The following is a 25239-nucleotide window of genomic DNA, read 5'->3' on the forward strand; positions in this document are numbered from 1 at the left end:
GGAGTGCTGAATGCCGACCGAACTCAAGATGCCTGCCCTGTCGCCGACGATGGAGGAAGGCACGCTGGCCAAGTGGCTGGTCAAGGAAGGCGACGCGATCAACTCGGGCGACATCATCGCCGAGATCGAGACCGACAAGGCGACGATGGAGTTCGAAGCGGTCGACGAAGGCACGCTCCTCAAGATTCTGGTCGACGAAGGCACCGACAATGTTGCGGTCGGCACCGTGATCGCGATGATCGGCGAAGAAGGCGAAGAAGTCGGCGACGTGAGCGCCGCGCCCGAACCCGCCAAGGAAGAGCCCAAGGAAGAGGCACCTGCCAAGGCCGACAAGGGATATGGCCGCGACGAGGCGCCCAAGCCCGACACCAAGGCCGTCCCTGCCGAAGCTGAAGGCGTGAAAGCTCCGCCCGCGCCGGTTAAAGACGGCGAACGTGTCAAGGCTTCGCCGCTAGCGCGCCGCCTTGCCGAAGCGCAGGGCATCGATCTTACCAGCATCAAGGGCAGTGGGCCGGGCGGCCGCATCGTGCGCGCCGATCTTGGCAAGGGTGCCGGCGGTGCCGCTGCCGCGCCCGCCGCCAGCACTGCTGCGCCGACGCCGCAGGTGGCAAGCGTCGATCCGGGCGATATTCCGCACGAGGTCGAAAAGCTGTCGAACATGCGCAAGACCATCGCGCGCCGCCTGACCGAATCGAAGCAGCAGGTCCCGCACATCTACCTCACGGTCGACATCAATCTCGACAAGCTGTTGAAGCTGCGCAGCGAGATGAATGCGGGTCTAGAGGCGCGCGGCGTCAAGCTGTCGGTGAACGACCTGCTGATCAAGGCGCTCGCGGTTGCGCTGATGGAAGTGCCCGAATGCAATGTCAGCTTCGGCGATGGCGAGCTGATCAAGTATCAACGCGCCGACATTTCGGTCGCGGTGAGCATTCCGAACGGGCTCATCACCCCGATTATCGCGGGTGCCAACGACAAGTCATTGAGCAAGATCTCGACCGAGATGAAGGAGCTCGCCGAGCGCGCCAAGGAAGGCAAATTGCAGCCGCACGAATATCAGGGCGGCACCGCGAGCCTTTCGAACATGGGCATGTTCGGCATCAAGCAGTTCGACGCCGTCATCAACCCGCCCCAGGCGATGATCATGGCGATCAGCGCGGGCGAAAAGCGGCCCTATGTCGTCGACGACAGCCTGCAGATCGCGACCGTGATGAGCGCCACCGGCAGCTTCGACCACCGCGCCATCGACGGGGCCGACGGCGCCAGGCTGATGAAGGTGTTCAAGCAGCTCGTCGAAAACCCGCTGGGTATGGTGGCATAGGGGCCAATTGGTCCGGAGGCGCGTTTCTGTTAACCTCGTAATATGCTTTCGTCCTCACGCTAGAAGGACGGAAGCTGAAGGGGGATGACACGATGAAATGGTTCACGGCCATATTGATCGGCGCTCTGATTGCCTTCGTCCTGCCGCTGGCGTTTGGCGGCCTGGGCGGACCATGGCGCGAAAGCTGGGCGGGCGTCGGCACGATTGCGCCAATACCCAATAACCCGGGGCTGCTCTTTTCCATTCCTGCTTTCCTGATTTCCTCGTTCGGGCTGCGCATGTTCTTCAACTGGCATAGCGGGGGCTGAGGGCGGGTGAGCGAGGCACCGCTGATCCGCGTCACGGCGATGCCGAGCGACACCAATCCCTATGGCGGGATTTTTGGCGGCTGGCTGATGAGCCAGATGGCGTTGGCGGCGGGCTCGCTCGCCTCGCGCCATTCGAAGGGCAAGGCGGTCGTGGTCGCCGCCAGCGATCTCGAGTTTCCGGGCGCGATGGAAGTCGGCGACGAACTGAGCGTCTATGCCGAGATGGTGCGCGAAGGCACGACCTCTATGACGATCCGCGCCACCGCCGTCGGCCGCGAACGCGACGGCGAGAAAGAACAGCAAGTGGCCAGCGGGGTCTTTACATTCGTCGCGGTCAATGCAGACAATTCGAAGAGGCGTATCGCGGGGGAGTAATTCATTGCCATTGTTGTTGGCACGCATTGTCGTAAGCGTGATCCTCTTTTGCGCGCCATTCGTGCTGTTCGTCTTTCTGAGCGCTAATCCCGATAACGCCCTGATCTTGATCTTTCCATTCTTCGGCGCTGTCCCGGCCATTCTGGCCGCCATTGTCCTGTTCGTGCCCGCCGAGGCGCTGCTCGATCGCCTTGGCATGCCAAGACTGAAGAACGTCGTTGTTCCGCTCATCGGGGCGTTCATTGGCACCATTGCGATGGTCGTAATCGGGTTCGCCACAGACAGCCTCTGGGTGTTGGCACGTAACATCAGCCAACAGCCGGAAGCATTCTGGGGCGTGATGGCCGTGTGGGGGGTGCTGGGCGTCGTCTGGGGACTAGTCTGGCGTATGACCGAATGGATGGCCAACAAGTGGCTTCCCGTGCGCGGCGCCCGCTAGGATGCCAGCAAACCTTTTTGGTGGTGCGGGAACGGTCGGGCTGATCGTCACGACCGCCTATTTTGTATACGTTGGCGGGGCGACCCTAATCTATGTCGCCGGCGGGCTTATCGCCAAGGCAAAGGGCATCTCCAAACGCAGGTCGGTTATCAGTGACGCTATTATCGGTGTCGGCGTGTTGCTGGCCATGCCGGCGGCTCTTGTCGCGGCGCTTTCGGTGCCCTTGACGGCGGCATTGCTTGCCATTCCGGTTTCCACGGCAGGGTGGGTGCTGATCCTTGTTTTTTGCGCCTTCCTGCTTTGGCGGACGACCAAGAAATCCTCGCACGGTGCGGAGGGATGTACCAAGCTGATCGGCATCGCGATGCTCGGCTATGCCGTCGTCTGGGCCGCGACCGCGCTCGCGCTCGGACCGGAAACGCGGGTCTTGGTCGATCTCGCGTCGGTAGCAACCGATGCTGCTGCCCCGAGCGTGGAGCAGGCCGGTAGAGAGCTTTTGCGTGCACTGCTGGTCGCGTTGCCGTTCTGGCTGATGCTCATGATGCTGTCAGAGGCAGAGAGTCCGGTTTTTGCTTTCGGATTTGCGCTTTTCATTGCGGTTGTTGCCAGTGTCACACTGGGGCCCGTCGAGCGTGGTTTCGCCGCCTCCATCCTGCCTGAAAGCGACTGGCTACGCTTTCCGATAACGGGGCTGGCGACGGGTTTCATGATGAGTTGGCCATCCCTCTTTTTCACCGTCATCAACAAGAAGCCAAGGCGCGACTGGACCAAATATCGTCGATCCGCGACGGTCACGCTTATTCTCGGCCTCTTGCTTGGCTTGTTGTGGGCGGTTACGCGGCTCCTGTTCTAACGGAGGAATTTGATGGCCAACGCTTACGATCTCATTGTTCTGGGCTCGGGCCCCGGTGGTTATGTCGCGGCGATCCGCGCGTCGCAGCTGGGCATGAAGACCGCAATCGTCGAACGTGAGAATTTGGGCGGCATCTGCCTCAACTGGGGCTGCATTCCGACCAAGGCGCTGCTGCGCTCGGGCGAGATCATGCATCACATGCAGCATGCCGAGAAATTCGGGCTGAAGGCCGAAGGGGTGGGCATGGACCTGGACAAGGTCGTGGCGCGCAGCCGCGCCGTCGCCAAGCAATTGAACCAGGGCGTCACCGGCCTGATGAAGAAGAACAAGATCGACGTGCATATGGGCACCGGCCACATCGACGGCGCGGGCAAGATGACGGTGACCGACGACAAGGGCAAAAAGACCCAGCTCACCGCCAAGAACATCATCATCGCCACGGGCGCACGCGCGCGCGACCTGCCCTTTGCCAAGACCGATGGCGACAAGATCTGGACCTATCGCCACGCGATGGTGCCATCAGAAATGCCCAAGGACCTGCTGGTCATCGGCTCGGGCGCGATCGGGATCGAGTTTGCAAGCTTTTACAATGACATGGGCGCCAACGTGACGGTGGTCGAGATGCTCGACCGCATCGTGCCGGTCGAGGATGACGACATCTCGGCTGAACTCGCCAAGAGCCTCAAGAAGCAGGGCATGAACATCATGGCGGGCGCGGGCGTCGAGAGCCTTAAGGCAGACAAGAAGGGCGTCACCGCCAAGATCAAGGACGCCAAGGGCAAGGTCGAGGAGAAGACCTTCAGCCACTGCATCGTTGCCATCGGTATCGTCCCCAACACCGAGAATATCGGCATCGACAAGCTGGGCGTGAAGATGACCAAGGGTCATATCGATACCGACGCCATGTGCCGCACCAATGTGAAGGGCATTTGGGCGATCGGCGATGTCACCGCGCCGCCCTGGCTCGCGCACAAGGCCAGCCACGAGGGCATCATCTGCGTCGAGGCGATTGCGCAGGAAAACGGCAACAAGGACGTCCACCCGCACGCCATGGACGTGAAGAACATTCCAGGCTGCACCTACTGCCACCCGCAGGTCGCCAGCGTCGGCCTGACCGAAGCCAAGGCCAAAGAAGCCGGGCACAAGGTGAAGGTCGGCAAGTTCCCCTTCATCGGGAATGGCAAGGCGATCGCGCTGGGCGAGACCGAAGGCTTCATCAAGACCGTCTTCGATGCGGAAACGGGCGAACTGCTCGGCGCGCACATGATCGGCGCGGAAGTCACCGAGCTTATCCAGGGCTACACGGTCGGCAAGCAGGCCGAGCTGGTCGAGCAGGACTTCATGAACACCGTATTCCCGCACCCGACCTTGAGCGAAATGATGCACGAAAGCGTGCTGGCGGCCTACGGTCGGGTGCTGCACATCTGAGCCGCCGGTAACGGGTCTTCAAGCATTGTACGGTAGAGCGGGACGCATGTTCGAACCGCTCGTCCGGATGATCCGCGGGATCGGGACGACGATGGCCGTTATGGTCATCGTCGGTATCGTCATGCTCGCGTTCGGCTTTGGCGAGAGCATCCTGGGCAAGATGCTGGGCGGCTCCGCCATCGCGTTACTGCTCTTCGTGCGCCATGCCGGGGCGGGGCGTTTCCACGCCAAGGTCGACACCATCGTGCAGGACAAGGCGCAATCGATTTTCGGCAGCATGGGCGAACCGTTGCCCAAGCAAGGCGACTTCGATGCCGACAAGGCCTTCGCGCGCTACATGAAGAAACGCGAAGCTGGCCTCACCGATCCGCCGCCGCCCGATGTCGGTGCTATCCGGCAGTTCGGACGCAAGCGGCAATAGCTTGCCGTTTCCCCGCGCCGCGCTAACGTGCCCGGCAGTCACAGGGGAAAAATGCATGCGTCTTTCCGTACTTCTCTCTCTTGCCATTGCGTTGCCGGCCGGAGCGCAGGCCGACACCTACATCACCGCCGATCGCTATCTCGATGTCGAGACCGGTCGCTATGTCGACGATCCGGTCATCCGGGTGGGCGAGGACGGGCGGATCGTTTCGATAGGGACCGATGCCTTGCCGGCGCTCGGCGAAGCGGATCGTCGCATCGATTATCCCGGCATGACGCTGCTGCCCGGTTTCATCGACATGCACGTCCATCTCGACGGGCCCGCCGACATTGGCGGCTATCGCGGGCTCGCCTTCACCGACAGTTTCTGGCCGATCAGCGCGGTCCACAACGGCGAGGCGATGCTCCGGCTCGGCTTCACCACGGTGCGGCAGGTCGGTAGCGGCCAGCGCGCCGATGTCGGTCTCAAGCAGGCGATCGAGGCGGGCTATGTCGTCGGCCCGCGTATCATCCCTGCGGGATATTCGCTCGGGGCGACGGGCGGACATTGCGACAGCACCTTCCTGCCGCCCAGCCTCGAACAGGAGGGCAAGGAAGAAGGCATGGGCGATGGTCCCGAGGAACTGCGCCACCAGGTACGCCGCCAGCGCAAATATGGCGCCGAAGTTATCAAGGTCTGCGCTACCGGCGGCGTGTTTTCGCGCAATACCGAACCGGGGCAACCGCAGCTGTCGGTTGCGGAGCTGACGGCAATCGCGGACGAGGCGCATCAATGGGGGCTGCGTTCTGCCGCGCACGCGCACGGTGCCGAGGGCATTCGCCGCGCCATCGCGGCGGGGATCGACACGATCGAACATGCCAGCCTGGTCGATGACGAGGGCATCCGCATGGCGCTGCGCCGCGAGCGCCCGGTCTGGTTCTCGATGGATATCCGCAACACCGACTATACGCAGGCGATGGGCACGAGCACCGGCACCTTGCCCGATAATCTGCGCAAGGACCGCGAGATCGCACAGGCACAGCGCGACAATTTCCGCAAGGCGCACGAAGCAGGCGTACGCATGGTTTTCGCCAGCGACGTCGGCGTGATGCCGCCGAGCTGGGTGCCGGGGCAGTTTGCGGTCATGGTCGAATATGGAATGACCCCGCTGGAAGCGATCCAGGCGGCGACGAAAAACGGCGCCCAAGCACTCGGCCGTGAAGCCGATGTGGGCGCGATCGCGGTGGGTCGCTACGCCGACATGGTCGTCGTAGCGGGCGATCCACTTGTGCATATCGAAACCGTCGAAACCGCGGCGGGAGTGTTGAAGGGCGGAGTGCCCGTAGAGGAGATGGTGCCATGGGCCCTGCAACCAAAGGAATAGTCGCGGGGCTTGCCGCCAGCCTGCTTGCAGGCACTGCGCTTGCCGAACCGCAGGTTATCCATGCCGGCCGGCTGATCGCGGTGCCGGGTGAGGACGTGCGCGGGCCATCGACCATCACGGTCGACGATGGCCGTATCGTTTCGGTGGTGGACGGGCTGCAACCCGCACCGGCCGGCGCCACACTGATCGACCTGTCGGACAAGACGGTGCTGCCGGGGCTGATTGATAGCCACGTGCATCTTGCATCGGACACCACCGGTAACGCCGGGCTGATCGAGGACATGGTGCGCAGCGACAACTGGTTCACGCTCAATGCTTATGTGAACGGCATGAAGACGCTGCGCGCGGGTTTCACCACGGTGCGCAACATGGGCGACGGCACCGGATCGACCGAAGCGCTGTCCACGGCGGTCGCCGATGGGTTGGTGATGGGGCCGCGCATCGTCGATGCGGGCAAGCCGATTTCGACCACTGCTGGCCATATGGACGGCGCGGTCGGGCTCAAGCCCGATTTCCGACCCATGATGGATGCCGCCGGCAATACCTGTGATGGCGCCGACGACTGCCGCCGCGCGGTGCGCGAACAGGTCGCCAATGGCGCCGATGTCATCAAATTCGCGATCACTGGCGGCGTCAACAGCCGTATCGGGGCCGGGCTGGGCGCGCAAATGCACATGGACGAAGCGCGTGCGATCGTCGAAACCGCGCGGCTCTACGACAAGAAGGTCGCGGTCCATGCCCACGGCGCTGACGGGGCGCTGATGGCGCTCGAGCTCGGGGTCGACAGCATCGAGCATGCCACCATCATGTCGGACGAGTTGATCCGCACCTGGGCGCGCAGCGACACTTATTACGTACCGACGCTGATGACGGTGAACAGCTATGTGACGCGCGTAGCGGCGGGTCTTGAGAACGAAGCGCCGTCGGTAGCGGAGAAGATTCAGTGGCGCATCCAGATCACGGGCAAGTCGCTCCAGGACCTCGTTCCCGCCGGTGTGAAGATCGCCTTCGGCACCGATGCCGGCGTGTGGCGGCACGGCGAGAATGCCGATGAATTCCGCCTGATGGTCGAAAATGGCATGACGCCTCAAAGCGCGCTCATCGCCGCAACGCTCAACGCCGCCGACCTGCTCGGCCTGTCGGACGAGATCGGCACCATCGAGGTGGGCAAAAGCGCGGATATTGTCGCCGTGAATGGTGATCCATTGCGCGACGTCTCGGTCTACAAGGACATGCAGTTCATCATGGCAAGGGGGACGGTCGTCGAATAGCGCACGGGGTGAGCCCCGCTTCATGATATGTGGGCCGCAATGACACCGAAGCACGACATCCCGTCTGGTCCAAGGAGGCGCAGCGGCGCGCGGCGTCGAAACTCGTCCACGGTAAACGCGATCAACGCGTTCACCGACAAGCTTGTTAGCAAGGCGCTGGTGCAGATGAAGGCACTGATGGATAGCGACCTCCTCTGCGTCGAGGATATCGAGAAATTCCAGCAGCTGCTCGCGGCTTCACGGCGCGGTAGTGCGCAGGCGACCGCGCGACATGAGCTCCTGCGCTTCGTCATGGAACTGATAAACCGCCGCGATGGGCGCGGAGGCGCCAGCCCGATGCCGACACCGGTTTTCCCGCGCGGCAATCCGCCATCATTGTCTGGAGCCGCCGAAGCTCCGCTCGAATAGGACCGGCCATCGCGCCCGCCGCATGACCCATATTTCCAGGATCATTGGTATGCAGCCGTAATAATATAGGCTACGGCCTTTCCCTTCACGTCAACGAGAAGAGCTTCGCACAAGCGAATGGCCGCAGAACGATTCGATTACCGCTTCGAGGACGAAGCCTCCCAGCGCTTGCTCATCGCCGCGCTCAACCAGCTGGCGGAGGGTGTGATCGTGGCTGATGCGGAAGGGGCGCTCATCTTCGTAAATGATGCGGCCGCTGTGATTCATGGTGTGCGAAAATTGTCGGTAAAACCCGACGATTACACTGAACAATATCACCTCCTCACGCTCGACGAGAAACCCTACCCGCCGGCCGACCTCCCGCTCGCCAAAGCTGTGCGCGATGGCGAAGTGGTCGAGCATGCCCATTGGAAGATAAAGCGCCCCGACGGCGAAATCGTGGACGCGATCGGCACGGCGCGGCCCGTGTTGAATAGCGACGGCAAGCAAGTCGCGTCGGTGCTGACGCTGTCCGATCGCACCGCCGAACTGGCGACCGAACGCAAATTGAAACTCGCACTGGAAGCGCGCGAGTTGCTGTTGCTTGAAGTGAATCACCGGGTGAAGAACAATCTGGCGTTGGTGCACGGCATGCTGTCGCTGCATGCGCGATCGATCAAGGATGAAGGCGCGGCGCAGTCCTTCAGGGATGCCGGCGCGCGCGTGATGGTTCTCGCCGATATTCACCGCCGCCTCTACGAGCTTGGAACCCATAGCGAGATCGAGGTTGTCGGCATGATCGGCGACATGATGATCGAACTGGTCAAGTCGTTCACCACCGACCGCGAAGTAGACCTCAATCTGAAACAGAAGGGGCGCGCTCTTCTTCGTACGGACAAGGCCACGCCCTTGGCGCTTGCGATCAACGAACTGACCTTGAACAGTTTCAAACACGCCTTTGACGACATCAAAGCACCGCGAATCTCTGTCGATATAGACGCGGGTGAGGAAGACGTCGTCATCGTGTACCGCGATAACGGCCCGGGCCTGGTCGACCCCGAGAAGGCAACGGGTTCGGGGATCGGGCGCGCGCTGATCAGCTCGCTTTCGCGCCAGCTCCACGCAACTGTCGAGTTTGCTTCCGACGAGCCAGGCTTCTATGCGCGCATCACGGTGCCGCTTCGATAAGCATCGGGCGCACTTGAAGCGTACGCAAATCACCCCACATGGTGTTGACGCGGGGGGCCGCTTCTTCTAAGGGCCGCCCCGTCCGACGCGACCGCTCCGACTCCGGCGCGCGAACCAGGACAAGAGCTGAACATTGGCATGTGCCGCGAAGGGTTGTCCGCCCGGGAAAGACCGGGAGGCCGAGCCTTCGTCTTTTCATGCACATGGCAAAGTAACCGCCGGGTGGATGCCCGGCATGATGAAAGGTGAAGGCTTCATGCCGACGATTAACCAGTTGGTCCGCAAGGGCCGTACGCTGCAGAAGGCCAAGAGCAAGGTCCCTGCAATGGAGCAGAACCCGCAAAAGCGCGGCGTCTGCACCCGTGTCTATACGACGACCCCGAAAAAGCCGAACTCGGCGCTGCGCAAGGTTGCGAAGGTCCGCCTGACCAACAGCCGCGAAGTGATCAGCTACATCCCGGGCGAAGGCCACAACCTCCAGGAGCACAGCGTTGTGCTGATCCGCGGCGGCCGTGTGCGCGACCTTCCGGGCGTGCGCTATCACGTGCTGCGCGGTGTCCTCGACACGCAGGGCGTGAAGGATCGCAAGCAGAGCCGTTCGAAGTACGGCGCCAAGCGTCCGAAGTAACTGGCCAAGTAACTGGATACGTCGGTGGTGCCGCCAACTGGCCGGCACGCCGCTCTATAAAAGGATAAGAATATGTCCCGTCGTCGTCGCCCAGAAAAGCGCGTCATTCTCCCCGATCCCAAGTTCGGGGACCTCGTCCTGTCGAAATTCATGAACAACATCATGCTCGACGGTAAGAAGTCGGTCGCGGAACGCATCGTCTACGGTGCTCTCGACAATGTCGAAGCGCGCATGAAGACCGAGCCGCTGGCCGTGTTCCACGAAGCGCTCAACAACATCAAGCCGGGCATCGAGGTCCGCAGCCGCCGTGTCGGCGGCGCGACCTACCAGGTGCCGGTCGAAGTTCGTCCTGACCGCGCCCAGGCGCTGGCCATTCGCTGGCTCATCTCGGCAGCGCGTTCGCGTGCGGAAAAGACCATGGCGGCCCGCCTGTCGGGCGAGCTGATGGATGCCGCGCAGAACCGCGGCAATGCGGTGAAGAAGCGTGAAGACACGCACCGCATGGCCGAAGCCAACCGCGCCTTCAGCCATTATCGCTGGTAGACATTGAATTGATATGTCCGGCCGCTCTCGGGCGCCGGACATCACCCAGAAGGAAAGAGTAACATGGCCCGCGACTATCCGCTGGAGCGTTATCGCAACATCGGCATCATGGCGCACATCGATGCCGGCAAGACCACCACCACCGAGCGTATCCTCTACTACACCGGTAAATCGTACAAGATCGGCGAAGTCCATGACGGCGCCGCCACGATGGACTGGATGGAGCAGGAGCAGGAGCGCGGCATCACCATTACGTCGGCTGCCACGACCACCTTCTGGTCGTCGGACGACGGTAAGGGCGAAAAGCACCGCATCAACATCATCGACACGCCGGGCCACGTCGACTTCACGATTGAAGTCGAGCGTTCGCTGCGCGTGCTCGACGGCGCGGTCGCGGTGTTCGACGGCGTTGCCGGTGTCGAACCGCAGTCCGAGACCGTCTGGCGCCAGGCCGACAAGTACAAGGTCCCGCGGATGTGCTTCATCAACAAGCTCGACCGTACCGGTGCCGATTTCTACTACTGCGTCGATTCGATCGTCGAGCGCCTGGGTGCCAACCCGCTGGTGCTGACGCTGCCGATCGGTGCGGAAGACCAATTGAAGGGCGTGGTCGACCTTGTCCGCATGCGCGCGATCGTCTGGAAGGACGAGAGCCTGGGCGCTGAGTTCGTCTACGAAGAAATTCCCGCCGATCTCGCCGACAAGGCCGCCGAATATCATGAAAAGCTCGTCGAAGCTGCCGTTGAGCAGGACGACGATGTCATGATGGCCTACCTCGAAGGCGAAATGCCCGATGCGGAAACGCTCAAGGGCCTCATCCGCAAGGGTACGCTCAACCAGGCGTTCGTGCCGGTGCTGTGCGGTTCGGCCTTCAAGAACAAGGGTGTCCAGCCGCTGCTCGACGCCGTTGTCGACTACATGCCGAGCCCGACCGACGTTCCCGCCATCCGCGGTGTCGTCCCGGGCACCGAAGAAGAAGCCAAGCGTCCGAGCTCGGACGACGAGCCCTTCTCGGCGCTGGCCTTCAAGATCATGAACGACCCGTTCGTCGGCTCGCTCACCTTCTGCCGCATCTATTCGGGCAAGCTCTCGAAGGGTTCGGTTCTCAACTCCGTCAAGGAGAAGAAGGAAAAGATCGGCCGCATGCTGCTGATGCACTCGAACAACCGCGAGGACATCGAAGAAGCATTCGCCGGCGACATCGTCGCCATTGCGGGTCTCAAGGAAACCACCACGGGTGACACGCTGTGTGCCGAAAAGGCGCCGATCATCCTGGAACGCATGGAATTCCCGGATCCGGTTATCGAACTGTCGGTGGAACCCAAGACCAAGGCCGATCAGGAAAAGATGGGCATCGCGCTCAACCGCCTGGCTGCCGAGGATCCCTCGTTCCGCGTCACGACCGATCACGAAAGCGGCCAGACGATCATCAAGGGCATGGGCGAACTCCACCTCGACATCATCGTCGACCGCATGAAGCGCGAATTCAAGGTGGACGCCAATGTCGGCGCGCCGCAAGTCGCCTATCGTGAATCTTTGAAGAAGCCGACCGAGCTGACCTACACCCACAAGAAGCAGTCGGGTGGTTCGGGCCAGTTCGCCGAGGTGAAGGTTGCGCTGACCCCGGGTGAACGCGGTGCCGGCATCAACTTCACCGACAACGTCAAGGGCGGTAACATTCCCAAGGAATATATCCCGTCGGTCGAAAAGGGCATGCGCGAGACCGCCGAAACCGGCGCGCTCATCGGCTTCCCGATCATCGACTTCGACATCGAACTGCTCGACGGCAAGTATCACGACGTCGACTCTTCGGCGCTGGCCTTCGAAATCGCCGGTCGTGCAGCGATGCGCGAGGCGGCGGATCGTGCCGGCATCAAGCTGCTCGAACCCGTTATGAAGGTTGAAGTCGTCACTCCCGAGGACTATCTCGGCGACGTGATCGGTGACCTCAACTCGCGTCGTGGTCAGATCCAGGGCACTGACAGCCGCGGTAACGCACAGGTTGTTGCTGCTCACGTGCCGCTGGCGAACATGTTCGGCTACATTAACGAACTGCGCAGCTTCACCTCGGGTCGTGCCCAATATTCGATGCAGTTCTCGCACTATGACGAAGTGCCGCAGAATGTTGCGGACGAATTGAAGGCGAAGATGGCCTAATCGGGCTGGTCATTCACGAAAAAGGTCGTTAAGGGCGCGCGTCAGAGGGCGTGCCGCCCGAGACAAATTTTAGAAGAAGAAGAGGCTTTACATGGCGAAGGCAAAATTTGAGCGGAACAAACCGCACGTGAACATCGGCACCATCGGTCACGTCGACCATGGTAAGACCTCGCTGACCGCAGCGATCACCAAGACGCTCGCGGAAGCGGGTACGTCGCAGGCTGTCGATTTTGCAAACATCGACAAGGCGCCGGAAGAGCGCGAGCGCGGCATCACCATTTCGACGGCGCACGTCGAGTATGAGACGGAAAACCGTCACTATGCTCACGTCGATTGCCCGGGTCACGCTGACTATGTGAAGAACATGATCACCGGTGCCGCCCAGATGGACGGCGCGATCCTCGTCGTTTCGGCGGCTGACGGCCCCATGCCGCAGACCAAGGAGCACATCCTGCTCGCCAAGCAGGTCGGCGTGCCGACCATGGTCGTGTGGCTCAACAAGGTCGACCAGGTTGACGATCCCGAACTGCTCGAGCTCGTCGAACTCGAAATCCGCGAAGAACTTTCGAAGCGTGACTTCGACGGCGACAACATTCCGATCATTGCCGGTTCGGCGCTTGCTGCCCTCGAAGACAGCAACCGCGAAATCGGTCAGGAAGCCATTCTTAAGCTGATGGCTGCCGTCGACGAGTGGATCCCTGAGCCGGATCGTCCGCTGGACAAGCCGTTCCTCATGCCGATCGAAGACGTTTTCTCGATCTCGGGTCGCGGTACGGTTGTCACCGGCCGCGTCGAAACCGGCATCGTGAACGTTGGCGATGAAGTCGAAATCGTCGGCATCAAGGACACCACCAAGACGACCGTCACGGGCGTCGAAATGTTCCGCAAGCTGCTCGACCAGGGCCAGGCTGGCGATAACATCGGTGCGCTGATCCGCGGCGTCGGCCGTGAAGAAGTCGAGCGTGGCCAGGTTCTGGCTGCTCCGGGTTCGATCACGCCGCACACCGACTTCGAAGCCGAAGTCTACGTCCTGTCGAAGGACGAAGGCGGCCGTCACACGCCGTTCTTCGCGAACTACCGTCCGCAGTTCTACTTCCGCACCACCGACGTGACGGGTGAAATCACCCTTCCGGAAGGTACGGAAATGGTCATGCCGGGCGACAACGTGTCGCTGGGTGTCAAGCTGATCGCTCCGATCGCTATGGACCAGGGTCTGCGCTTCGCGATCCGTGAAGGCGGTCGAACCGTCGGCGCGGGCGTGGTCGGCAAGATCACCGCGTAAACTTCGCGCGCTCCTTTCAAGAGCAACCGATCGAAAAGAGCCCGGTGCTTCAATGGAAGCGCCGGGCTTTTTTGTGTCGTTCGGAAGACCGCTAACGGCCCCATTGCGGGCATTCGAAGAGGTGATACCTTGCATACATGTCGAAGGAATTACTCGAACGCCGGGTTGAAGAGTTAGCTGGTGATGCTGTGCAGCGCGGGAACGCCATCGCGTTGCTTTCGGCTCTCGAAGGCACTGCCCTCGGAGCAATCGAAAGCGAAGACATCTCTCTCAATCCTTATACGAAAGCGATTTGCTTTGACTGGCAAGTGAGCGGTGAATGGGACAGCCTGGAGGTCGAGATTTATTCGGATCGTTTCGAAACATACCTGTCCCGAGATCAAGAGCTGCGTATCAACCATTGGCCAAGTGAGCCAAGATCGGCAGCGCTAGAGAAGGTCGTTGGAGAACTTTTGAAAGGTAACGCCTAGCGACCGGTCGTCACCCTAGTTGCCGTCATCGAGCGCTCATTGCGAACCCGCGCTCAAACAACTCGCCGCTCTGCGCCCCCGCAACATCTGTAAATTTTACGCCGGATAAACAGCTCGCTGACTCGTTCATCTGCCAGCAAGGTTATGGTTAACAGGCGGTGTCCCGAATGGGCCGGAGAACGTGTCGCCGACGCGGCGCGACGGTCACCTTTGGGAGTGGAATTTGTGAATATTTTGAACCAGTCGAAAGTCATCCTGCTGCTGGCCGCGGCGGCCATCCCGGCTAGCGCGGTCTCCGCGCAGGATGTCGATGGAATGGAATCGATCACCGTAGAAGGCCAACTTCCGGCCTCGCTGGAGGGCTTGCCGGCAGGGCCCGAGATCAAAGGCTTCATCGCCGCGCGCAATGGCGCGCAGATGCAGGTCGCGGGCGATACCGGGACGAGTACGCCGGTTCTCGTGGCCCCGACTACCGAGATCAAGTCGAGCGGCGGCTTCCTCGGGCTCGACAAGGACAGGCTGGATGCCAATGCGCTGTTCAATGGGCTGCCCGTCTCAGTGAAGACGGTGGAATGGGGCGACCGCCTGATCGCCACCAAGGTCAGCCTCAAGGAAAAACACCTTCGTACCGCGTCGATGATCCATAACGGCACCGCGCAGCGCTTCGGCGAACACGATATGGCCATCTCGCAAAATGCGGCGGCAACCGAGGCCCTGCGCGGTCGCTTCGGCGACATCGACCAGTACAACATCAAGGCCACGACCGACATCTACTTCGACACGGGCAAGTGGGCCGTCTCGAGCGACGAGGTAAGCCAGCTGTGCGATGCAGCGGCCGAGGCCGAGGCGATGGACAACGCGCTGCTGCTGGTGGTCGGCTATACCGACTCCGTCGGCGACGAGGACTATAACCAGGTGCTGAGCGAGAAGCGCGCCGGCAAGGTCGTTAACACTTTGCAGCAGAAGTGCGGCTGGGCGCCGTGGCGCATGCTGACCCCCACCGGCATGGCCGAGTCCGACCCGGCGGCCGACAACGCGACCGCGCAGGGCCGTGCCCAGAACCGCCGCGTCGCGGTGAACATCCTTGTTAGCAAGGCCGTCGACGGCATGCAGCAGGCCAGTCGCTGAGGTTGGAGCGAACGAAAAAGGAGAGCCCGGTGCTTCGATGGAAGCGCCGGGCTTTTTTTGTATCGGTAGAATGTCGATAAACGACCCCATTGTGGTCGTATGGTCCGAGCTAGCTTGAGTGCCCGACTGCCTCTACGAAATTTCCTATGTGCCACCGTCGCATCGTCGAATCCTGAATCGCGAATATAGATTCGCCCCGGCCATCGATTAACTCGACTTGATTTGGAAATCCGACATTCAATGGCAACCGCCACCGGCCCAATTCTGAAGTGGCGTTGCCTTCGAGCTTGAGCAACACTGCCGTATCTCCGTCGTCGGAATAACCGCCGACTGCCAAAATATATGGGAGTTGGATTGCCAATGCCCGAGGACCGCTAAGCTGTGTCTCCCACCACTGGGCCTTTCCATCATCACTCATTCGCAGGATCGGAAATTCGCCATAAGTGCAGGTCCACGCATCGCTGCCAATGACATTGAGTGCATAGCAATCTGAAATGTGGCCATTTGCTGGAGGGCTCGGCGCAAACGATAGGATTTCACCTCTCTCGGAAAAAGCAGCTACTCCATATGCGCTAGGGGGCCACTCATGTCCTTCAAGTCTCCAACTGTCGTTTCCATAAACGCCTTCATCGAACCAGCCGACCCAAATGCTACCGCGCTCATCGATCTTCATGTGTTCGATACCGTCGCCGAGCATGAAGGGTGTCTCAACAGAGCCGTCTTTCTCGATAATACGAGCACTTGGTTTTCCGCGCGTTCGTCCACCAACAACTAACCATCGACCGTCGGGAAAGCGGTCAAAAGAGGGGAAGGGTGTAAGAAGAGGGAAGACCGAGCTGCCATCTACCGAATTTCCACCAACAGTGAAAATCTTGGCTTCGGCAGTCTCCGCGACCTTGTATGGATCACCTATTGGGCCTCCACGTTCATCGCGCTTCCATTCGGATACAAGGTCGACGTTGGCGGCCAGTATGGCGAGCAAACCATCCTGCAAAATCGCATAATTCACAGCTTGCCAACCGTTGGGAAGTTCCGGGACCCTCACGACGCTGTCTGGCTGTGGTGTTGTGGCCATTGAAATCCTATCTGCAATCTTAAGCCTTGCGGCACCTGCCATGCCGAGCAGATTCAGTATCAATGTTCGTCGGCCCAACATTTTGTGACGCTAGCGATGCAATCGATTTGAATCAAAGCATGGCATCATTCGCTTCCCATTGGAGCTGGACATCGCTGCTCCAAAATAACGCCATAAGGGGTTGATCTCGCCGTCCGACGTATGTAGATGCGCGCTCACAGACGGACGGGGCAACCCAACGTCGCACAAGTTTTTGGGAGGTCGCCCGTTTCGGTTCGCCGGGAAAATGCGGGAATGGCCTCCTGTTTTTTGGGCTGGAAACAGCCTTGGCTCTTTCGCATCGGTAAGTGGATATGGAAACGCAGAACATTCGCATTCGTCTCAAGGCTTTCGACCATCGTGTGCTCGATCAGGCTACAGGTGACATTGCAGACACGGCACGTCGTACCGGCGCGCTGATCCGTGGTCCTATCCCCCTGCCGACGCGCATCGAGAAGTTCACCGTGAACCGTTCGCCGCACATCGACAAGAAGTCGCGCGAACAGTTCGAGGTCCGCACCTACAAGCGCCTGCTCGATATCGTGCAGCCGACGCCGCAGACGGTCGACGCTTTGATGAAGCTCGATCTCGCTGCAGGGGTGGACGTAGAGATCAAACTGGCCTAAGGGGCCGCCAACTCAGCAACATAGCTGATTTGGATACGGCTTCGGGAAACTGAAAGCCGCCACCGGCGCGAGCCGGGAGGAAACAAGGGATACCGGGCAGCGCCTAGGTGCTGCGGTCTGCGTCCCCCGCCTCCTTCCCATCGGAAGGAACGACCCAAGCGGGGGTTCGCACATATCAATGGGTCGCACGCCCTGCCTGGGCATTTTCCAGGTCGGGCCTCTGATGGGAGTGTGAGATCATGCGCACTGGCGTGATCGCGAAAAAGATGGGCATGACCCGTTTGTTCCAAGAAGACGGCAGGCACGTGCCTGTGACCGTTCTTCAGCTGGACGAACTGCAGGTCGTCGGTCGTCGCGAAGAAGATAAAGACGGCTATACGGCCGTTGCCCTGGGTGCCGGCAAGGCGAAGGCGAAGAACGTCGCCAAGCCGCAGCGCGTCCAGTACGGCAAGAACGAAATCGAACCCAAGATGAAGGTCGTCGAGTTCCGCGTCTCGGAAGATGCGCTGCTCGATGTCGGCGCGAACATCACCGCCGATCATTTCATCGCGGGCCAGCTGGTCGACATTTCGGGCGTTACCCAGGGTAAGGGTTTCGCGGGCGCCATGAAGCGTTGGGGCTTCGGCGGTCTGCGGGCCACCCACGGCGTCTCGATCTCGCACCGTTCGCATGGTTCGACGGGTAACCGTCAGGATCCGGGCCGCGTCTTCAAAGGCAAGAAGATGGCCGGTCACATGGGCGCGCGCAATCGCACCCAGCAGAACCTCATGATTGTCCGCACCGACGTCGAGCGCGGCCTCATCTTCGTCAAGGGCTCGGTGCCCGGTCCGAAGGGTGGCTGGCTGATGGTCAAGGACGCGGTCAAGGTGCCGCTGCCAGAAGGCGTTCCCTTCCCGGCCGCCATGCGCCGCAATGCGGATGAAGTTGCTTCGGAAGAAGCGCCCGCCGGCTTCGTTGAAGAAGGTGCCGTGCAGGAAGCTGCACCGACGCCGACCCACGCCGAAGTCGAAGCGATGGCTGCCGAGCAGACCGCTGACGACAACAAGACGGACGACGGCGACAAGCCCGAAGCCGAAAAAGGCAAGGAATAAGCGATGAAGGTCAAGGTACAGACCCTCGACGCGAAAGCGGACGGCGACGTCCAGCTCAACGCCGATATTTTCGGTGTCGAGCCTCGCGAAGATATTCTTCACCGCGTCGTGACGTGGCAGCTCATTAATCGTCGTGCCCCGGCACGTGCGACCCGCGAGCGTAGCGATGTTGCGCGCACTGGCGCCAAGTTCGGCCGTCAGAAGGGTTCGGGTAACGCCCGTCACGGTTCGCGCCGTGCGCCGATCTTCGTCGGCGGTGGTAAGGCCCACGGCGCTCGCGCCCGCACCTTCTCGTCGAGCCTCAACAAGAAGATTCGCACGCTGGGTCTCAAGATGGCGCTCTCGAGCAAGGCCAAGGACGGCAAGCTGATCGTCGTGTCGGACCTCGACATGAACGGTGATGCCAAGACCAAGGCGCTGTCGGCCAAGCTCGACAAGCTGGGTTTCGGCAAGACCAACCTCGTCGTCGACGGCGAAGCGGTCAATGTCGGCTTCGCGCGTGCGTCGGCCAACATCCCGAGCATCAACCTGATGCCGGCGGCCGGTGCCAACGTCTATGACATCCTCCGCCACGAGACGCTGGTCATCACCCGCGCCGGGCTGGAGAAGCTGGAGGCACGTTTCAATGGCTAAGGCAGCGAAGAAAGCGGTCGAGAACCGCCACTACGATGTCGTCCTGGCGCCGCACATCACCGAAAAGTCGACCATGGCGTCGGAACATAATGCGGTGGTGTTCAAGGTTTCGGGCGATGCCACCAAGCCGCAGATCAAGGAAGCCGTCGAGGCGTTGTTCGACGTGACGGTGACCAAGGTCAACACGATCGTGTCGAAGGGCAAGGTCAAGCGCTGGCGGGGCAAGCCCTACAAGCGCACCGATGAGAAAAAAGCGATCGTCACCCTCAAGGATGGTGACATGATCGATATCACGAGCGGGATCTAGAGGCATGGCACTCAAGCAATATAAACCGACGAGCCCGGCCCGCCGCGGCCTGGTCCTGGTCGACAAGTCGGCGCTCTACAAGGGCAAGCCGGTCAAGTCGCTGACCAAGGGCAAGACCAAGACGGGTGGCCGTAACAACAAGGGCCATGTCACCTCGCGCGGCATTGGCGGCGGTCACAAGCAGAAGTATCGCCTGGTCGACTTCAAGCGTCGCAAGTGGGACGTCGAAGGCACGATCGAGCGTATCGAGTACGACCCCAACCGCACGGCCTACATCGCGCTCGTCAAGTATGACGATGGCGAGCTGGCCTACATCATCGCTCCCCAGCGCGTAGCGCCGGGCGACAAGGTGATCGCGGGCGAGAAGGTCGACGCGAAGCCGGGCAACGCGATGCTGCTGGGCCAGATGCCGGTGGGCACCATCGTCCACAATATCGAGATGAAGCCGGGCAAGGGCGGCCAGATCGCGCGCGCTGCCGGCACCTACTGCCAGGTGGTGGGCCGCGATAAGGGCATGGTCATCGTCCGCATGAACTCGGGCGAGCAGCGCTACATCCGTTCGGACTGCATGGCGACTGTCGGTGCGGTGTCCAACTCGGACAACTCGAACACGACGCTGGCCAAGGCCGGTCGCAACCGCTGGCGCGGCAAGCGTCCGCTGACCCGCGGCGTCGCCAAGAACCCGGTCGATCACCCGCACGGTGGTGGTGAAGGCCGCACCTCGGGCGGCCGTCATCCGGTGACCCCGTGGGGCAAGCCGACCAAGGGTGCGCGCACTCGTTCCAACAAGCAGACGGATAAATTCATCATCCGTTCGCGCCACGCGAAGAAGAAGAGGTAAGCTCGATGGCACGTTCCGTCTGGAAAGGACCCTTCGTCGAACTGTCGCTGCTGAAGAAAGCCGAAGCAGCGCAGGAAGCTGGTGGCAACAAGCCGATCAAGACCTGGTCGCGCCGTTCCACCATCCTCCCGCAGTTCGTGGGCCTCACGTTCAACGTTTATAACGGCAAGAAATTCGTGCCGGTCGCCGTCTCGGAAGAGATGGTGGGCATGAAGCTTGGTGAATTCGCGCCGACGCGCTTCTTCCCGGGCCACGCCGCCGACAAGAAAGGCAAGCGCTAATGGGTAAGCCCAAATCGCCTCGCAAGGTCGGTGACAATGAAGCGATCGCGACCGCAACCATGATCCGTGGTTCGGCGCAGAAGCTCAATCTTGTCGCGGGCCTGATCCGCGGCCGCAAGGTCGAAGACGCCCTCAACATCCTCAAATTCTCCAAGAAGGGGATGGCCGAGGATGCCTACAAGGTGCTCGCGTCGGCTGTGGCCAATGCGGAGAACAACCACAATCTCGACGTCGATGCGCTCATCGTGGCGGAAGCCTCGGTCGGCAAGTCGATCACCATGAAGCGTTTCGCGACCCGTGCGCGCGGCCGTTCGACCCGGATCGAAAAGCCGTTCAGCAAGCTGCGTGTCGTCGTTCGCGAGCAGGAAGAAGCCTAATGGGTCAGAAAAGCTCCCCCGTCGGCCTGCGTCTGCAGATCAACCGGACCTGGGATTCGCGCTGGTTCGCTGAAGGCCATGACTATGGCAAGCAGCTGCTCGAGGATCTCAAAATCCGTCGCTACATCATGAAGAACCTGCCCCAGGCAGCGATCTCCAAGGTAGTGATCGAGCGTCCGGCCAAGCTGTGCCGCATTTCGATCTATGCCGCCCGCCCGGGTGTCATCATCGGCAAGAAGGGCGCCGACATCGAGAAGCTGAAGAAGCAGCTTGCCGGCATGACTGACAGCGAAATCAGCCTCAACATCGTCGAAATCCGCAAGCCGGAAATCGACGCCCGCCTGGTTGCCCAGGGTGTTGCGGACCAGCTCGAGCGTCGCGTTGCATTCCGCCGCGCCATGAAGCGCGCCGTCCAGTCGGCGCTGCGTCTTGGCGCTGAAGGCATTCGTATCACCTGTTCGGGTCGTCTCGGCGGCGCGGAAATCGCGCGTACCGAATGGTATCGCGAAGGGCGCGTGCCGCTGCACACGCTGCGCGGTAACGTCGACTATGCCGAAGCCGAAGCGCACACTGCCTATGGCGTGTGCGGCGTCAAGTGCTGGGTGTTCAAGGGCGAGATCCTTGGCCACGACCCGCTGGCGCAGGATCGTCTCATGATGGAAGCGCAGACTTCGGGCGTTCGCCCGGCGCGCGACCGCAGGTAGGAATTTAACAGATGCTGCAACCGAAGCGCACCAAATTCCGCAAGGCCTTCAAGGGCCGTATTCACGGGAACGCCAAGGGTGGCACCGAACTGAACTTCGGCGCCTATGGCCTCAAGGCACTTGAGCCCGAGCGCATTACCGCGCGCCAGATCGAAGCGGCTCGCCGCGCGATCACGCGTCACATGCGCCGCCAGGGTCGCCTGTGGATCCGTATCTTCCCGGACGTGCCGGTGTCGAAGAAGCCTGCCGAAGTCCGCATGGGTAAAGGTAAGGGCAGCCCCGAATTCTGGGCCGCCCGCGTCAAGCCCGGCCGCATTCTTTTCGAGCTGGACGGTATTCCCGGTCCGCTTGCCAAGGCCGCTTTCGAGCGCGCTGCGGAGAAGCTGCCGATCAAGACCAAGGTCGTGGCCCGCCTCGGTGAGAGCCTGATCGAGGAGAAGAAGTAATGAGCAAAATCGACGATCTCAAAGCGAAGACCGACGACCAGCTCGCCGAAGAACTGACGCAGCTGAAGAAGGAGCAGTTCAACCTGCGCTTCCAGGCTGCCACGAACCAGCTCGAAAAGCCGAGCCGCGTGCGTGAAGTGCGTCGCACCATCGCCCGCATCAAGACGCTGCAGTCGCAGCGTGCGGCTGAAGCGGCCAAGGCTTAGGAAGGAACACGGAATGCCAAAACGCATCCTGACCGGGACCATCACGTCCGACAAGATGGACCAGACGGTGACCGTGCTCGTCGAGCGCCGGGTCAAGCACCCGCTCTACGGCAAGATCATCAAGCGGTCGAAGAAGTATCACGCGCATGACGCGGCCAATGACTACCGCATGGGCGAAACCGTGCGCATCGAGGAAACCAAGCCGATTTCGAAGACGAAGTCGTGGGTGGTGCTCGATCGCATCGGCGAAGTTCCCGAGGAAGTGAAGTCGCAGATCGCCGAGGACAAGCAGGCCGCGGAAGCTGCCAAGGAAGAAGCCAAGAAGGCGGAGAAGCCCAAGAAGGCCGCCGCCAAGAAGCCGGCTGCCAAGAAGGCCGCGCCGAAGAAGGACGACGCCGAGAAAGCGCCGGCCAAGAAGGCTCCTGCCAAGAAGGCGACTGCGAAGAAGACCACCAAGAAGGCCGACAAGGCCGAGACGGAGGCGTAACCCATGATCCAGATGCAGTCGAACCTCGACGTGGCGGATAACTCGGGTGCCAAGCGTGTCCAGTGCATCAAGGTGCTGGGCGGCTCGAAGCGCCGTACTGCCTCGGTCGGCGACATCATCGTGGTGTCGGTCAAGGAAGCCGCTCCGCGCGGCAAGGTGAAGAAAGGTGACGTGCATCGTGCCGTCATCGTGCGCACCCGCAAGGATATCCGCCGGAAGGATGGCTCGGTCATCCGCTTCGACGGCAATGCCGCGGTGCTCGTGAACAAGAATGAGGAACCGATCGGTACCCGTATCTTCGGCCCGGTCGTGCGTGAACTTCGTGCCAAGAAGCACATGAAGATCATCAGCCTCGCTCCGGAGGTGCTGTAATGGCGCAGAAGATCAAGAAGGGTGACGAGGTCGTCGTCCTGTCCGGCAAGGACAAGGGCAAGACCGGTACCGTCACCAATGTCGATCCCAAGGCGGGCAAAGTCACCGTCGAGGGCGTGAACATCATCACGCGGCACAAGAAGCCGACGCAGATGGACCCCAATGGCGGTCTCGAAAAGCGTGAAGCCCCGCTTTACGTCTCGAAGGTTGCGCTCGCCGATCCCAAGGACGGCAAGCCGACCCGCGTGCGCTTCGAAGTCGCCAAGGATGGCAAGAAGGTCCGCGTCGCGACGCGTTCCGGGGAGAAGATCGATGGCTGATTACACTCCGCGCCTCAAGAAGGACTATGAAGATCGCATCGTGAAGGCGATGACCGAGAAGTTCGGCTACAAGAACAAGCACGAAGTTCCCGGCATCGAGAAGATCGTGATCAACATGGGCGTTGGCGAAGCGACCCAGGACAAGAAGAAGGTCGAAAAGGCTGCGGCCGAAATGGAAAAGATTGCCGGCCAGAAGCCGATAATCACCAAGGCCAAGAAGTCGATCGCGCAGTTCAAGCTGCGTGAAGGCATGCCGATCGGTTGCAAGGTCACCCTGCGCCGCGACCGCATGTTCGAATTCGTCGACCGCCTGGTCACCATCGCGCTGCCGCGCGTGCGCGACTTTCGTGGTCTCAACCCGAAGTCGTTCGACGGCCGTGGCAACTATGCGATGGGCCTGAAGGAACAGATCGTCTTCCCCGAAATCAGCTACGACGACGTCGATGCTGTGCGCGGGATGGACATTATCGTGACGACCTCCGCGAAGACGGACGAAGAAGCGCGCGAACTGCTGCGTCTTTTCAACTTCCCGTTCCCGAAGGAAGAATCGTCGGAAACCGAAACCAAGGAGACGGAGGCGGCCTAACCGGCCTCGTCTCCTAGGAAAGGAAGAGAACTTAAGTCATGGCGAAACTGAGTTCCGTTAATAAGAACGAGAAGCGCAAGAAGCTCGCGAAGCAATATGCGTCGAAGTACGAGAAGCTGAAGGCGATCGCGAACGACAAGTCGCTCGACGATACCGAGCGTCTCATGGCCCGTCTGAAGATGGCTGAACTGCCGCGCAATGCGAATCCCACGCGGATCCGCAATCGCTGCGAGCTGACCGGTCGTTCGCGCGGCTATTATCGCAAATTCCGTCTCTCGCGGATCATGCTCCGGGACCTGGCCAACAAGGGCCTCATCCCCGGCGTGACCAAGTCGAGCTGGTAAGGGGTATATAGGATGGCAATGACCGATCCCCTGGGTGATATGCTCACCCGCATCCGTAACGGGCAGCAGGCGCGCAAGGACTCGATCCTCTCGCCCAAGTCCAAGCTGCGTGCGCACGTTCTCGATGTGCTGCAGCGCGAAGGCTATATCCGCGGCTATTCCGATGAGGAACTTGCGGGTCAGGCCGGTCTGCGGATCGAACTGAAATATTTCGAAGGCCAGCCGGCCATTCAGCACGTCGCACGCGTGTCGAAGCCGGGCCGCCGCGTCTACTCGGGTTCGAAAGAACTGCCGACGATCCGCAACGGCCTGGGCATCACCATCGTGTCGACCCCGCGCGGTGTCCTGTCGGACAACGAAGCGCGCGAGCAGAATGTCGGCGGCGAAGTGCTGGCGGAGGTATTCTAATGTCGCGCATTGGCAAAAAACCGGTGGCGCTGCCGCAGGGCGTGGAAGCCAAGGTCGACGGCCAGGAGCTGACGATCAAGGGTCCCAAGGGCACGCTGTCGATGACCATGATGGACGATCTCATCAAGTTCGACGTGTCGAACGACGAGATCAGCGTTCTGCCGCACAACATGTCGCAGCGTTCGCGCCAGGTGTGGGGCATGCAGCGCACCCTCGTGCAGAACCTCGTCGACGGTGTCACCGAAGGCTATTCGAAGACGCTGGAAATCAACGGTGTCGGTTATCGTGCGCAGGCGCAGGGCAAGAAGCTCAAGCTTCAGCTCGGCTTCAGCCACGACGTCGATCTCGACGTGCCCGAAGGCATCGAGGTGAAGACGCCCGACCAGACGACCGTGATCGTCAGCGGCATTGACAAGCAGCTAGTCGGTCACTTCGCGGCGGAAATCCGCAAGTGGCGCAAGCCGGAGCCCTACAAGGGCAAGGGCATCAAATATGCGGGCGAGTATATCTTCCGCAAGGAAGGCAAGAAGAAGTAAG

34 protein-coding genes and 1 pseudogene are annotated in these 25239 nt (G+C 61.1%); 34 read left to right on the forward strand and 1 reads right to left on the reverse strand.

Going from position 1 to position 25239, the window contains the following annotated elements; genetic code table 11:
- Positions 1-10: 10 nt before the first annotated feature.
- The 17 genes from NUX07_RS03985 (at position 11) to NUX07_RS04065 (ending at position 15559) form a co-directional block, all read left to right on the forward strand.
- A complete protein-coding gene (locus NUX07_RS03985) occupies positions 11-1318 on the forward strand; it encodes a pyruvate dehydrogenase complex dihydrolipoamide acetyltransferase (RefSeq protein WP_265529019.1) in 1308 nt (435 codons plus the stop codon).
- Between the two features lie 92 nt (positions 1319-1410).
- Entirely contained in the window at positions 1411-1626 is a 216-nt protein-coding gene (locus NUX07_RS03990) for a hypothetical protein (protein WP_265529021.1), read from the forward strand.
- Positions 1627-1665: 39 nt separating this feature from the next.
- Positions 1666-2001, forward strand: a complete 336-nt coding sequence (locus NUX07_RS03995) for an acyl-CoA thioesterase (RefSeq protein ID WP_265530740.1) — start codon at positions 1666-1668, stop codon at positions 1999-2001.
- A 16-nt stretch (positions 2002-2017) separates the two neighbouring features.
- Complete coding sequence (locus NUX07_RS04000) at positions 2018-2440, forward strand: hypothetical protein (RefSeq protein ID WP_265529023.1); 423 nt, start codon at positions 2018-2020, stop codon at positions 2438-2440.
- A 1-nt stretch (position 2441) separates the two neighbouring features.
- Entirely contained in the window at positions 2442-3293 is an 852-nt protein-coding gene (locus tag NUX07_RS04005; RefSeq protein ID WP_265529024.1) for a hypothetical protein, read from the forward strand.
- A gap of 12 nt (positions 3294-3305) precedes the next feature.
- Positions 3306-4721, forward strand: coding sequence for a dihydrolipoyl dehydrogenase (lpdA, locus tag NUX07_RS04010; RefSeq protein ID WP_265529026.1), 1416 nt, complete (start codon positions 3306-3308; stop codon positions 4719-4721).
- Positions 4722-4767: 46 nt separating this feature from the next.
- Positions 4768-5142, forward strand: coding sequence for a hypothetical protein (locus tag NUX07_RS04015; RefSeq protein WP_265529028.1), 375 nt, complete (start codon positions 4768-4770; stop codon positions 5140-5142).
- A gap of 55 nt (positions 5143-5197) precedes the next feature.
- Positions 5198-6505 carry a Xaa-Pro dipeptidase gene (locus NUX07_RS04020; protein ID WP_265529030.1) on the forward strand — a complete coding sequence of 436 codons (1308 nt, stop codon included), beginning with the start codon at positions 5198-5200 and terminating at the stop codon, positions 6503-6505.
- Positions 6481-7776 (forward strand): metal-dependent hydrolase family protein, encoded by a 1296-nt coding sequence (locus tag NUX07_RS04025; RefSeq protein ID WP_265529032.1) that lies wholly within the window; start codon positions 6481-6483, stop codon positions 7774-7776. Before NUX07_RS04020 ends, NUX07_RS04025 begins: the two co-directional genes overlap by 25 nt.
- 27 nt (positions 7777-7803) lie before the next feature.
- Positions 7804-8184, forward strand: coding sequence for a hypothetical protein (locus NUX07_RS04030; protein ID WP_265529033.1), 381 nt, complete (start codon positions 7804-7806; stop codon positions 8182-8184).
- Between the two features lie 117 nt (positions 8185-8301).
- Positions 8302-9351, forward strand: a complete 1050-nt coding sequence (locus NUX07_RS04035; RefSeq protein WP_265529035.1) for a sensor histidine kinase — start codon at positions 8302-8304, stop codon at positions 9349-9351.
- Positions 9352-9607: 256 nt separating this feature from the next.
- Positions 9608-9979: a 30S ribosomal protein S12 gene (gene rpsL, locus NUX07_RS04040; RefSeq protein WP_265530741.1), complete on the forward strand. Its 372-nt coding sequence runs from the start codon at positions 9608-9610 to the stop codon at positions 9977-9979.
- 72 nt (positions 9980-10051) lie between these two features.
- Positions 10052-10522, forward strand: a complete 471-nt coding sequence (rpsG, locus tag NUX07_RS04045; RefSeq protein ID WP_265529036.1) for a 30S ribosomal protein S7 — start codon at positions 10052-10054, stop codon at positions 10520-10522.
- A gap of 63 nt (positions 10523-10585) precedes the next feature.
- A complete protein-coding gene (fusA, locus tag NUX07_RS04050; protein ID WP_265529038.1) occupies positions 10586-12679 on the forward strand; it encodes an elongation factor G in 2094 nt (697 codons plus the stop codon).
- Between the two features lie 91 nt (positions 12680-12770).
- Complete coding sequence (gene tuf, locus NUX07_RS04055) at positions 12771-13961, forward strand: elongation factor Tu (RefSeq protein ID WP_265529040.1); 1191 nt, start codon at positions 12771-12773, stop codon at positions 13959-13961.
- Between the two features lie 137 nt (positions 13962-14098).
- Positions 14099-14431 carry a hypothetical protein gene (locus NUX07_RS04060; protein ID WP_265529042.1) on the forward strand — a complete coding sequence of 111 codons (333 nt, stop codon included), beginning with the start codon at positions 14099-14101 and terminating at the stop codon, positions 14429-14431.
- Between the two features lie 225 nt (positions 14432-14656).
- Positions 14657-15559, forward strand: a complete 903-nt coding sequence (locus tag NUX07_RS04065; protein WP_265529043.1) for an OmpA family protein — start codon at positions 14657-14659, stop codon at positions 15557-15559.
- A gap of 109 nt (positions 15560-15668) precedes the next feature.
- Here NUX07_RS04065 and NUX07_RS04070 read toward each other — a convergent pair whose 3' ends face one another.
- On the reverse strand, positions 15669-16676 hold the full coding sequence (locus tag NUX07_RS04070) for a hypothetical protein (RefSeq protein WP_265529045.1): 1008 nt from the start codon (positions 16674-16676) through the stop codon (positions 15669-15671).
- Between the two features lie 311 nt (positions 16677-16987).
- On the opposite strand from NUX07_RS04070, the gene rpsJ reads away from it, so the two are divergent.
- From rpsJ to rplF, 17 genes and pseudogenes are all read left to right on the forward strand, one after another.
- A complete protein-coding gene (gene rpsJ, locus NUX07_RS04075) occupies positions 16988-17299 on the forward strand; it encodes a 30S ribosomal protein S10 (RefSeq protein ID WP_044450118.1) in 312 nt (103 codons plus the stop codon).
- Positions 17300-17538: 239 nt separating this feature from the next.
- On the forward strand, positions 17539-18390 hold the full coding sequence (gene rplC, locus NUX07_RS04080; protein ID WP_265529050.1) for a 50S ribosomal protein L3: 852 nt from the start codon (positions 17539-17541) through the stop codon (positions 18388-18390).
- 3 nt (positions 18391-18393) lie between these two features.
- A complete protein-coding gene (rplD, locus tag NUX07_RS04085; RefSeq protein WP_265529052.1) occupies positions 18394-19023 on the forward strand; it encodes a 50S ribosomal protein L4 in 630 nt (209 codons plus the stop codon).
- Positions 19016-19330 carry a 50S ribosomal protein L23 gene (locus NUX07_RS04090; RefSeq protein WP_265529053.1) on the forward strand — a complete coding sequence of 105 codons (315 nt, stop codon included), beginning with the start codon at positions 19016-19018 and terminating at the stop codon, positions 19328-19330. Before rplD ends, NUX07_RS04090 begins: the two co-directional genes overlap by 8 nt.
- 4 nt (positions 19331-19334) lie before the next feature.
- The gene (rplB, locus tag NUX07_RS04095; RefSeq protein WP_265529054.1) at positions 19335-20171 is read left to right on the forward strand and encodes a 50S ribosomal protein L2; all 837 of its coding nucleotides are present in this window, start codon (positions 19335-19337) and stop codon (positions 20169-20171) included.
- A gap of 5 nt (positions 20172-20176) precedes the next feature.
- Positions 20177-20452, forward strand: a complete 276-nt coding sequence (gene rpsS, locus NUX07_RS04100) for a 30S ribosomal protein S19 (protein WP_265529055.1) — start codon at positions 20177-20179, stop codon at positions 20450-20452.
- Complete coding sequence (rplV, locus tag NUX07_RS04105; RefSeq protein WP_265529056.1) at positions 20452-20829, forward strand: 50S ribosomal protein L22; 378 nt, start codon at positions 20452-20454, stop codon at positions 20827-20829. The genes rpsS and rplV overlap by 1 nt, the downstream gene beginning before the upstream one ends.
- The gene (gene rpsC / locus NUX07_RS04110; protein ID WP_265529058.1) at positions 20829-21533 is read left to right on the forward strand and encodes a 30S ribosomal protein S3; all 705 of its coding nucleotides are present in this window, start codon (positions 20829-20831) and stop codon (positions 21531-21533) included. Before rplV ends, rpsC begins: the two co-directional genes overlap by 1 nt.
- A gap of 11 nt (positions 21534-21544) precedes the next feature.
- Positions 21545-21979 carry a 50S ribosomal protein L16 gene (gene rplP / locus NUX07_RS04115; RefSeq protein ID WP_265529059.1) on the forward strand — a complete coding sequence of 145 codons (435 nt, stop codon included), beginning with the start codon at positions 21545-21547 and terminating at the stop codon, positions 21977-21979.
- Positions 21979-22185, forward strand: coding sequence for a 50S ribosomal protein L29 (gene rpmC, locus NUX07_RS04120; RefSeq protein WP_265529060.1), 207 nt, complete (start codon positions 21979-21981; stop codon positions 22183-22185). The genes rplP and rpmC overlap by 1 nt, the downstream gene beginning before the upstream one ends.
- Positions 22186-22198: 13 nt before the next feature.
- Positions 22199-22429: pseudogene (rpsQ, locus tag NUX07_RS04125) on the forward strand (30S ribosomal protein S17); the annotation flags it as partial.
- A gap of 246 nt (positions 22430-22675) precedes the next feature.
- Positions 22676-23044, forward strand: a complete 369-nt coding sequence (gene rplN, locus NUX07_RS04130; protein ID WP_265529062.1) for a 50S ribosomal protein L14 — start codon at positions 22676-22678, stop codon at positions 23042-23044.
- Positions 23044-23364 carry a 50S ribosomal protein L24 gene (rplX, locus tag NUX07_RS04135; protein ID WP_265529064.1) on the forward strand — a complete coding sequence of 107 codons (321 nt, stop codon included), beginning with the start codon at positions 23044-23046 and terminating at the stop codon, positions 23362-23364. Before rplN ends, rplX begins: the two co-directional genes overlap by 1 nt.
- A complete protein-coding gene (gene rplE, locus NUX07_RS04140) occupies positions 23357-23950 on the forward strand; it encodes a 50S ribosomal protein L5 (RefSeq protein ID WP_265529065.1) in 594 nt (197 codons plus the stop codon). The genes rplX and rplE overlap by 8 nt, the downstream gene beginning before the upstream one ends.
- A 38-nt stretch (positions 23951-23988) precedes the next feature.
- Positions 23989-24294 (forward strand): 30S ribosomal protein S14, encoded by a 306-nt coding sequence (gene rpsN, locus NUX07_RS04145; protein ID WP_265529066.1) that lies wholly within the window; start codon positions 23989-23991, stop codon positions 24292-24294.
- A 12-nt stretch (positions 24295-24306) separates the two neighbouring features.
- Positions 24307-24702, forward strand: a complete 396-nt coding sequence (rpsH, locus tag NUX07_RS04150) for a 30S ribosomal protein S8 (RefSeq protein WP_265529069.1) — start codon at positions 24307-24309, stop codon at positions 24700-24702.
- Positions 24702-25238 (forward strand): 50S ribosomal protein L6, encoded by a 537-nt coding sequence (rplF, locus tag NUX07_RS04155; RefSeq protein ID WP_265529070.1) that lies wholly within the window; start codon positions 24702-24704, stop codon positions 25236-25238. The genes rpsH and rplF overlap by 1 nt, the downstream gene beginning before the upstream one ends.
- The last annotated feature ends 1 nt before the right edge of the window (position 25239 follow it).

This window comes from Sphingomicrobium marinum, assembly GCF_026157105.1.
Taxonomy (GTDB): Bacteria; Pseudomonadota; Alphaproteobacteria; order Sphingomonadales; family Sphingomonadaceae; genus Sphingomicrobium; species Sphingomicrobium marinum.

Excerpts from the sequence above, each read along its gene's own strand:
- NUX07_RS03985 (WP_265529019.1), top strand. The coding sequence starts at position 11 with ATGCCGACCGAACTCAAGATGCCTGCCCTGTCGCCGACGATGGAGGAA.
- NUX07_RS03990 (WP_265529021.1), top strand. The coding sequence starts at position 1,411 with ATGAAATGGTTCACGGCCATATTGATCGGCGCTCTGATTGCCTTCGTC.
- NUX07_RS03995 (WP_265530740.1), top strand. The coding sequence starts at position 1,666 with ATGCCGAGCGACACCAATCCCTATGGCGGGATTTTTGGCGGCTGGCTG.
- NUX07_RS04005 (WP_265529024.1), top strand. The coding sequence starts at position 2,442 with ATGCCAGCAAACCTTTTTGGTGGTGCGGGAACGGTCGGGCTGATCGTC.
- lpdA (WP_265529026.1), top strand. The coding sequence starts at position 3,306 with ATGGCCAACGCTTACGATCTCATTGTTCTGGGCTCGGGCCCCGGTGGT.
- NUX07_RS04015 (WP_265529028.1), top strand. The coding sequence starts at position 4,768 with ATGTTCGAACCGCTCGTCCGGATGATCCGCGGGATCGGGACGACGATG.
- NUX07_RS04020 (WP_265529030.1), top strand. The coding sequence starts at position 5,198 with ATGCGTCTTTCCGTACTTCTCTCTCTTGCCATTGCGTTGCCGGCCGGA.
- NUX07_RS04025 (WP_265529032.1), top strand. The coding sequence starts at position 6,481 with ATGGGCCCTGCAACCAAAGGAATAGTCGCGGGGCTTGCCGCCAGCCTG.
- NUX07_RS04030 (WP_265529033.1), top strand. The coding sequence starts at position 7,804 with ATGTGGGCCGCAATGACACCGAAGCACGACATCCCGTCTGGTCCAAGG.
- NUX07_RS04035 (WP_265529035.1), top strand. The coding sequence starts at position 8,302 with ATGGCCGCAGAACGATTCGATTACCGCTTCGAGGACGAAGCCTCCCAG.
- rpsL (WP_265530741.1), top strand. The coding sequence starts at position 9,608 with ATGCCGACGATTAACCAGTTGGTCCGCAAGGGCCGTACGCTGCAGAAG.
- rpsG (WP_265529036.1), top strand. The coding sequence starts at position 10,052 with ATGTCCCGTCGTCGTCGCCCAGAAAAGCGCGTCATTCTCCCCGATCCC.
- fusA (WP_265529038.1), top strand. The coding sequence starts at position 10,586 with ATGGCCCGCGACTATCCGCTGGAGCGTTATCGCAACATCGGCATCATG.
- tuf (WP_265529040.1), top strand. The coding sequence starts at position 12,771 with ATGGCGAAGGCAAAATTTGAGCGGAACAAACCGCACGTGAACATCGGC.
- NUX07_RS04060 (WP_265529042.1), top strand. The coding sequence starts at position 14,099 with ATGTCGAAGGAATTACTCGAACGCCGGGTTGAAGAGTTAGCTGGTGAT.
- NUX07_RS04070 (WP_265529045.1), bottom strand. The coding sequence starts at position 16,676 with ATGGCAGGTGCCGCAAGGCTTAAGATTGCAGATAGGATTTCAATGGCC.
- rpsJ (WP_044450118.1), top strand. The coding sequence starts at position 16,988 with ATGGAAACGCAGAACATTCGCATTCGTCTCAAGGCTTTCGACCATCGT.
- rplC (WP_265529050.1), top strand. The coding sequence starts at position 17,539 with ATGCGCACTGGCGTGATCGCGAAAAAGATGGGCATGACCCGTTTGTTC.
- rplD (WP_265529052.1), top strand. The coding sequence starts at position 18,394 with ATGAAGGTCAAGGTACAGACCCTCGACGCGAAAGCGGACGGCGACGTC.
- NUX07_RS04090 (WP_265529053.1), top strand. The coding sequence starts at position 19,016 with ATGGCTAAGGCAGCGAAGAAAGCGGTCGAGAACCGCCACTACGATGTC.
- rplB (WP_265529054.1), top strand. The coding sequence starts at position 19,335 with ATGGCACTCAAGCAATATAAACCGACGAGCCCGGCCCGCCGCGGCCTG.
- rpsS (WP_265529055.1), top strand. The coding sequence starts at position 20,177 with ATGGCACGTTCCGTCTGGAAAGGACCCTTCGTCGAACTGTCGCTGCTG.
- rplV (WP_265529056.1), top strand. The coding sequence starts at position 20,452 with ATGGGTAAGCCCAAATCGCCTCGCAAGGTCGGTGACAATGAAGCGATC.
- rpsC (WP_265529058.1), top strand. The coding sequence starts at position 20,829 with ATGGGTCAGAAAAGCTCCCCCGTCGGCCTGCGTCTGCAGATCAACCGG.
- rplP (WP_265529059.1), top strand. The coding sequence starts at position 21,545 with ATGCTGCAACCGAAGCGCACCAAATTCCGCAAGGCCTTCAAGGGCCGT.
- rpmC (WP_265529060.1), top strand. The coding sequence starts at position 21,979 with ATGAGCAAAATCGACGATCTCAAAGCGAAGACCGACGACCAGCTCGCC.
- rplN (WP_265529062.1), top strand. The coding sequence starts at position 22,676 with ATGATCCAGATGCAGTCGAACCTCGACGTGGCGGATAACTCGGGTGCC.
- rplX (WP_265529064.1), top strand. The coding sequence starts at position 23,044 with ATGGCGCAGAAGATCAAGAAGGGTGACGAGGTCGTCGTCCTGTCCGGC.
- rplE (WP_265529065.1), top strand. The coding sequence starts at position 23,357 with ATGGCTGATTACACTCCGCGCCTCAAGAAGGACTATGAAGATCGCATC.
- rpsN (WP_265529066.1), top strand. The coding sequence starts at position 23,989 with ATGGCGAAACTGAGTTCCGTTAATAAGAACGAGAAGCGCAAGAAGCTC.
- rpsH (WP_265529069.1), top strand. The coding sequence starts at position 24,307 with ATGGCAATGACCGATCCCCTGGGTGATATGCTCACCCGCATCCGTAAC.
- rplF (WP_265529070.1), top strand. The coding sequence starts at position 24,702 with ATGTCGCGCATTGGCAAAAAACCGGTGGCGCTGCCGCAGGGCGTGGAA.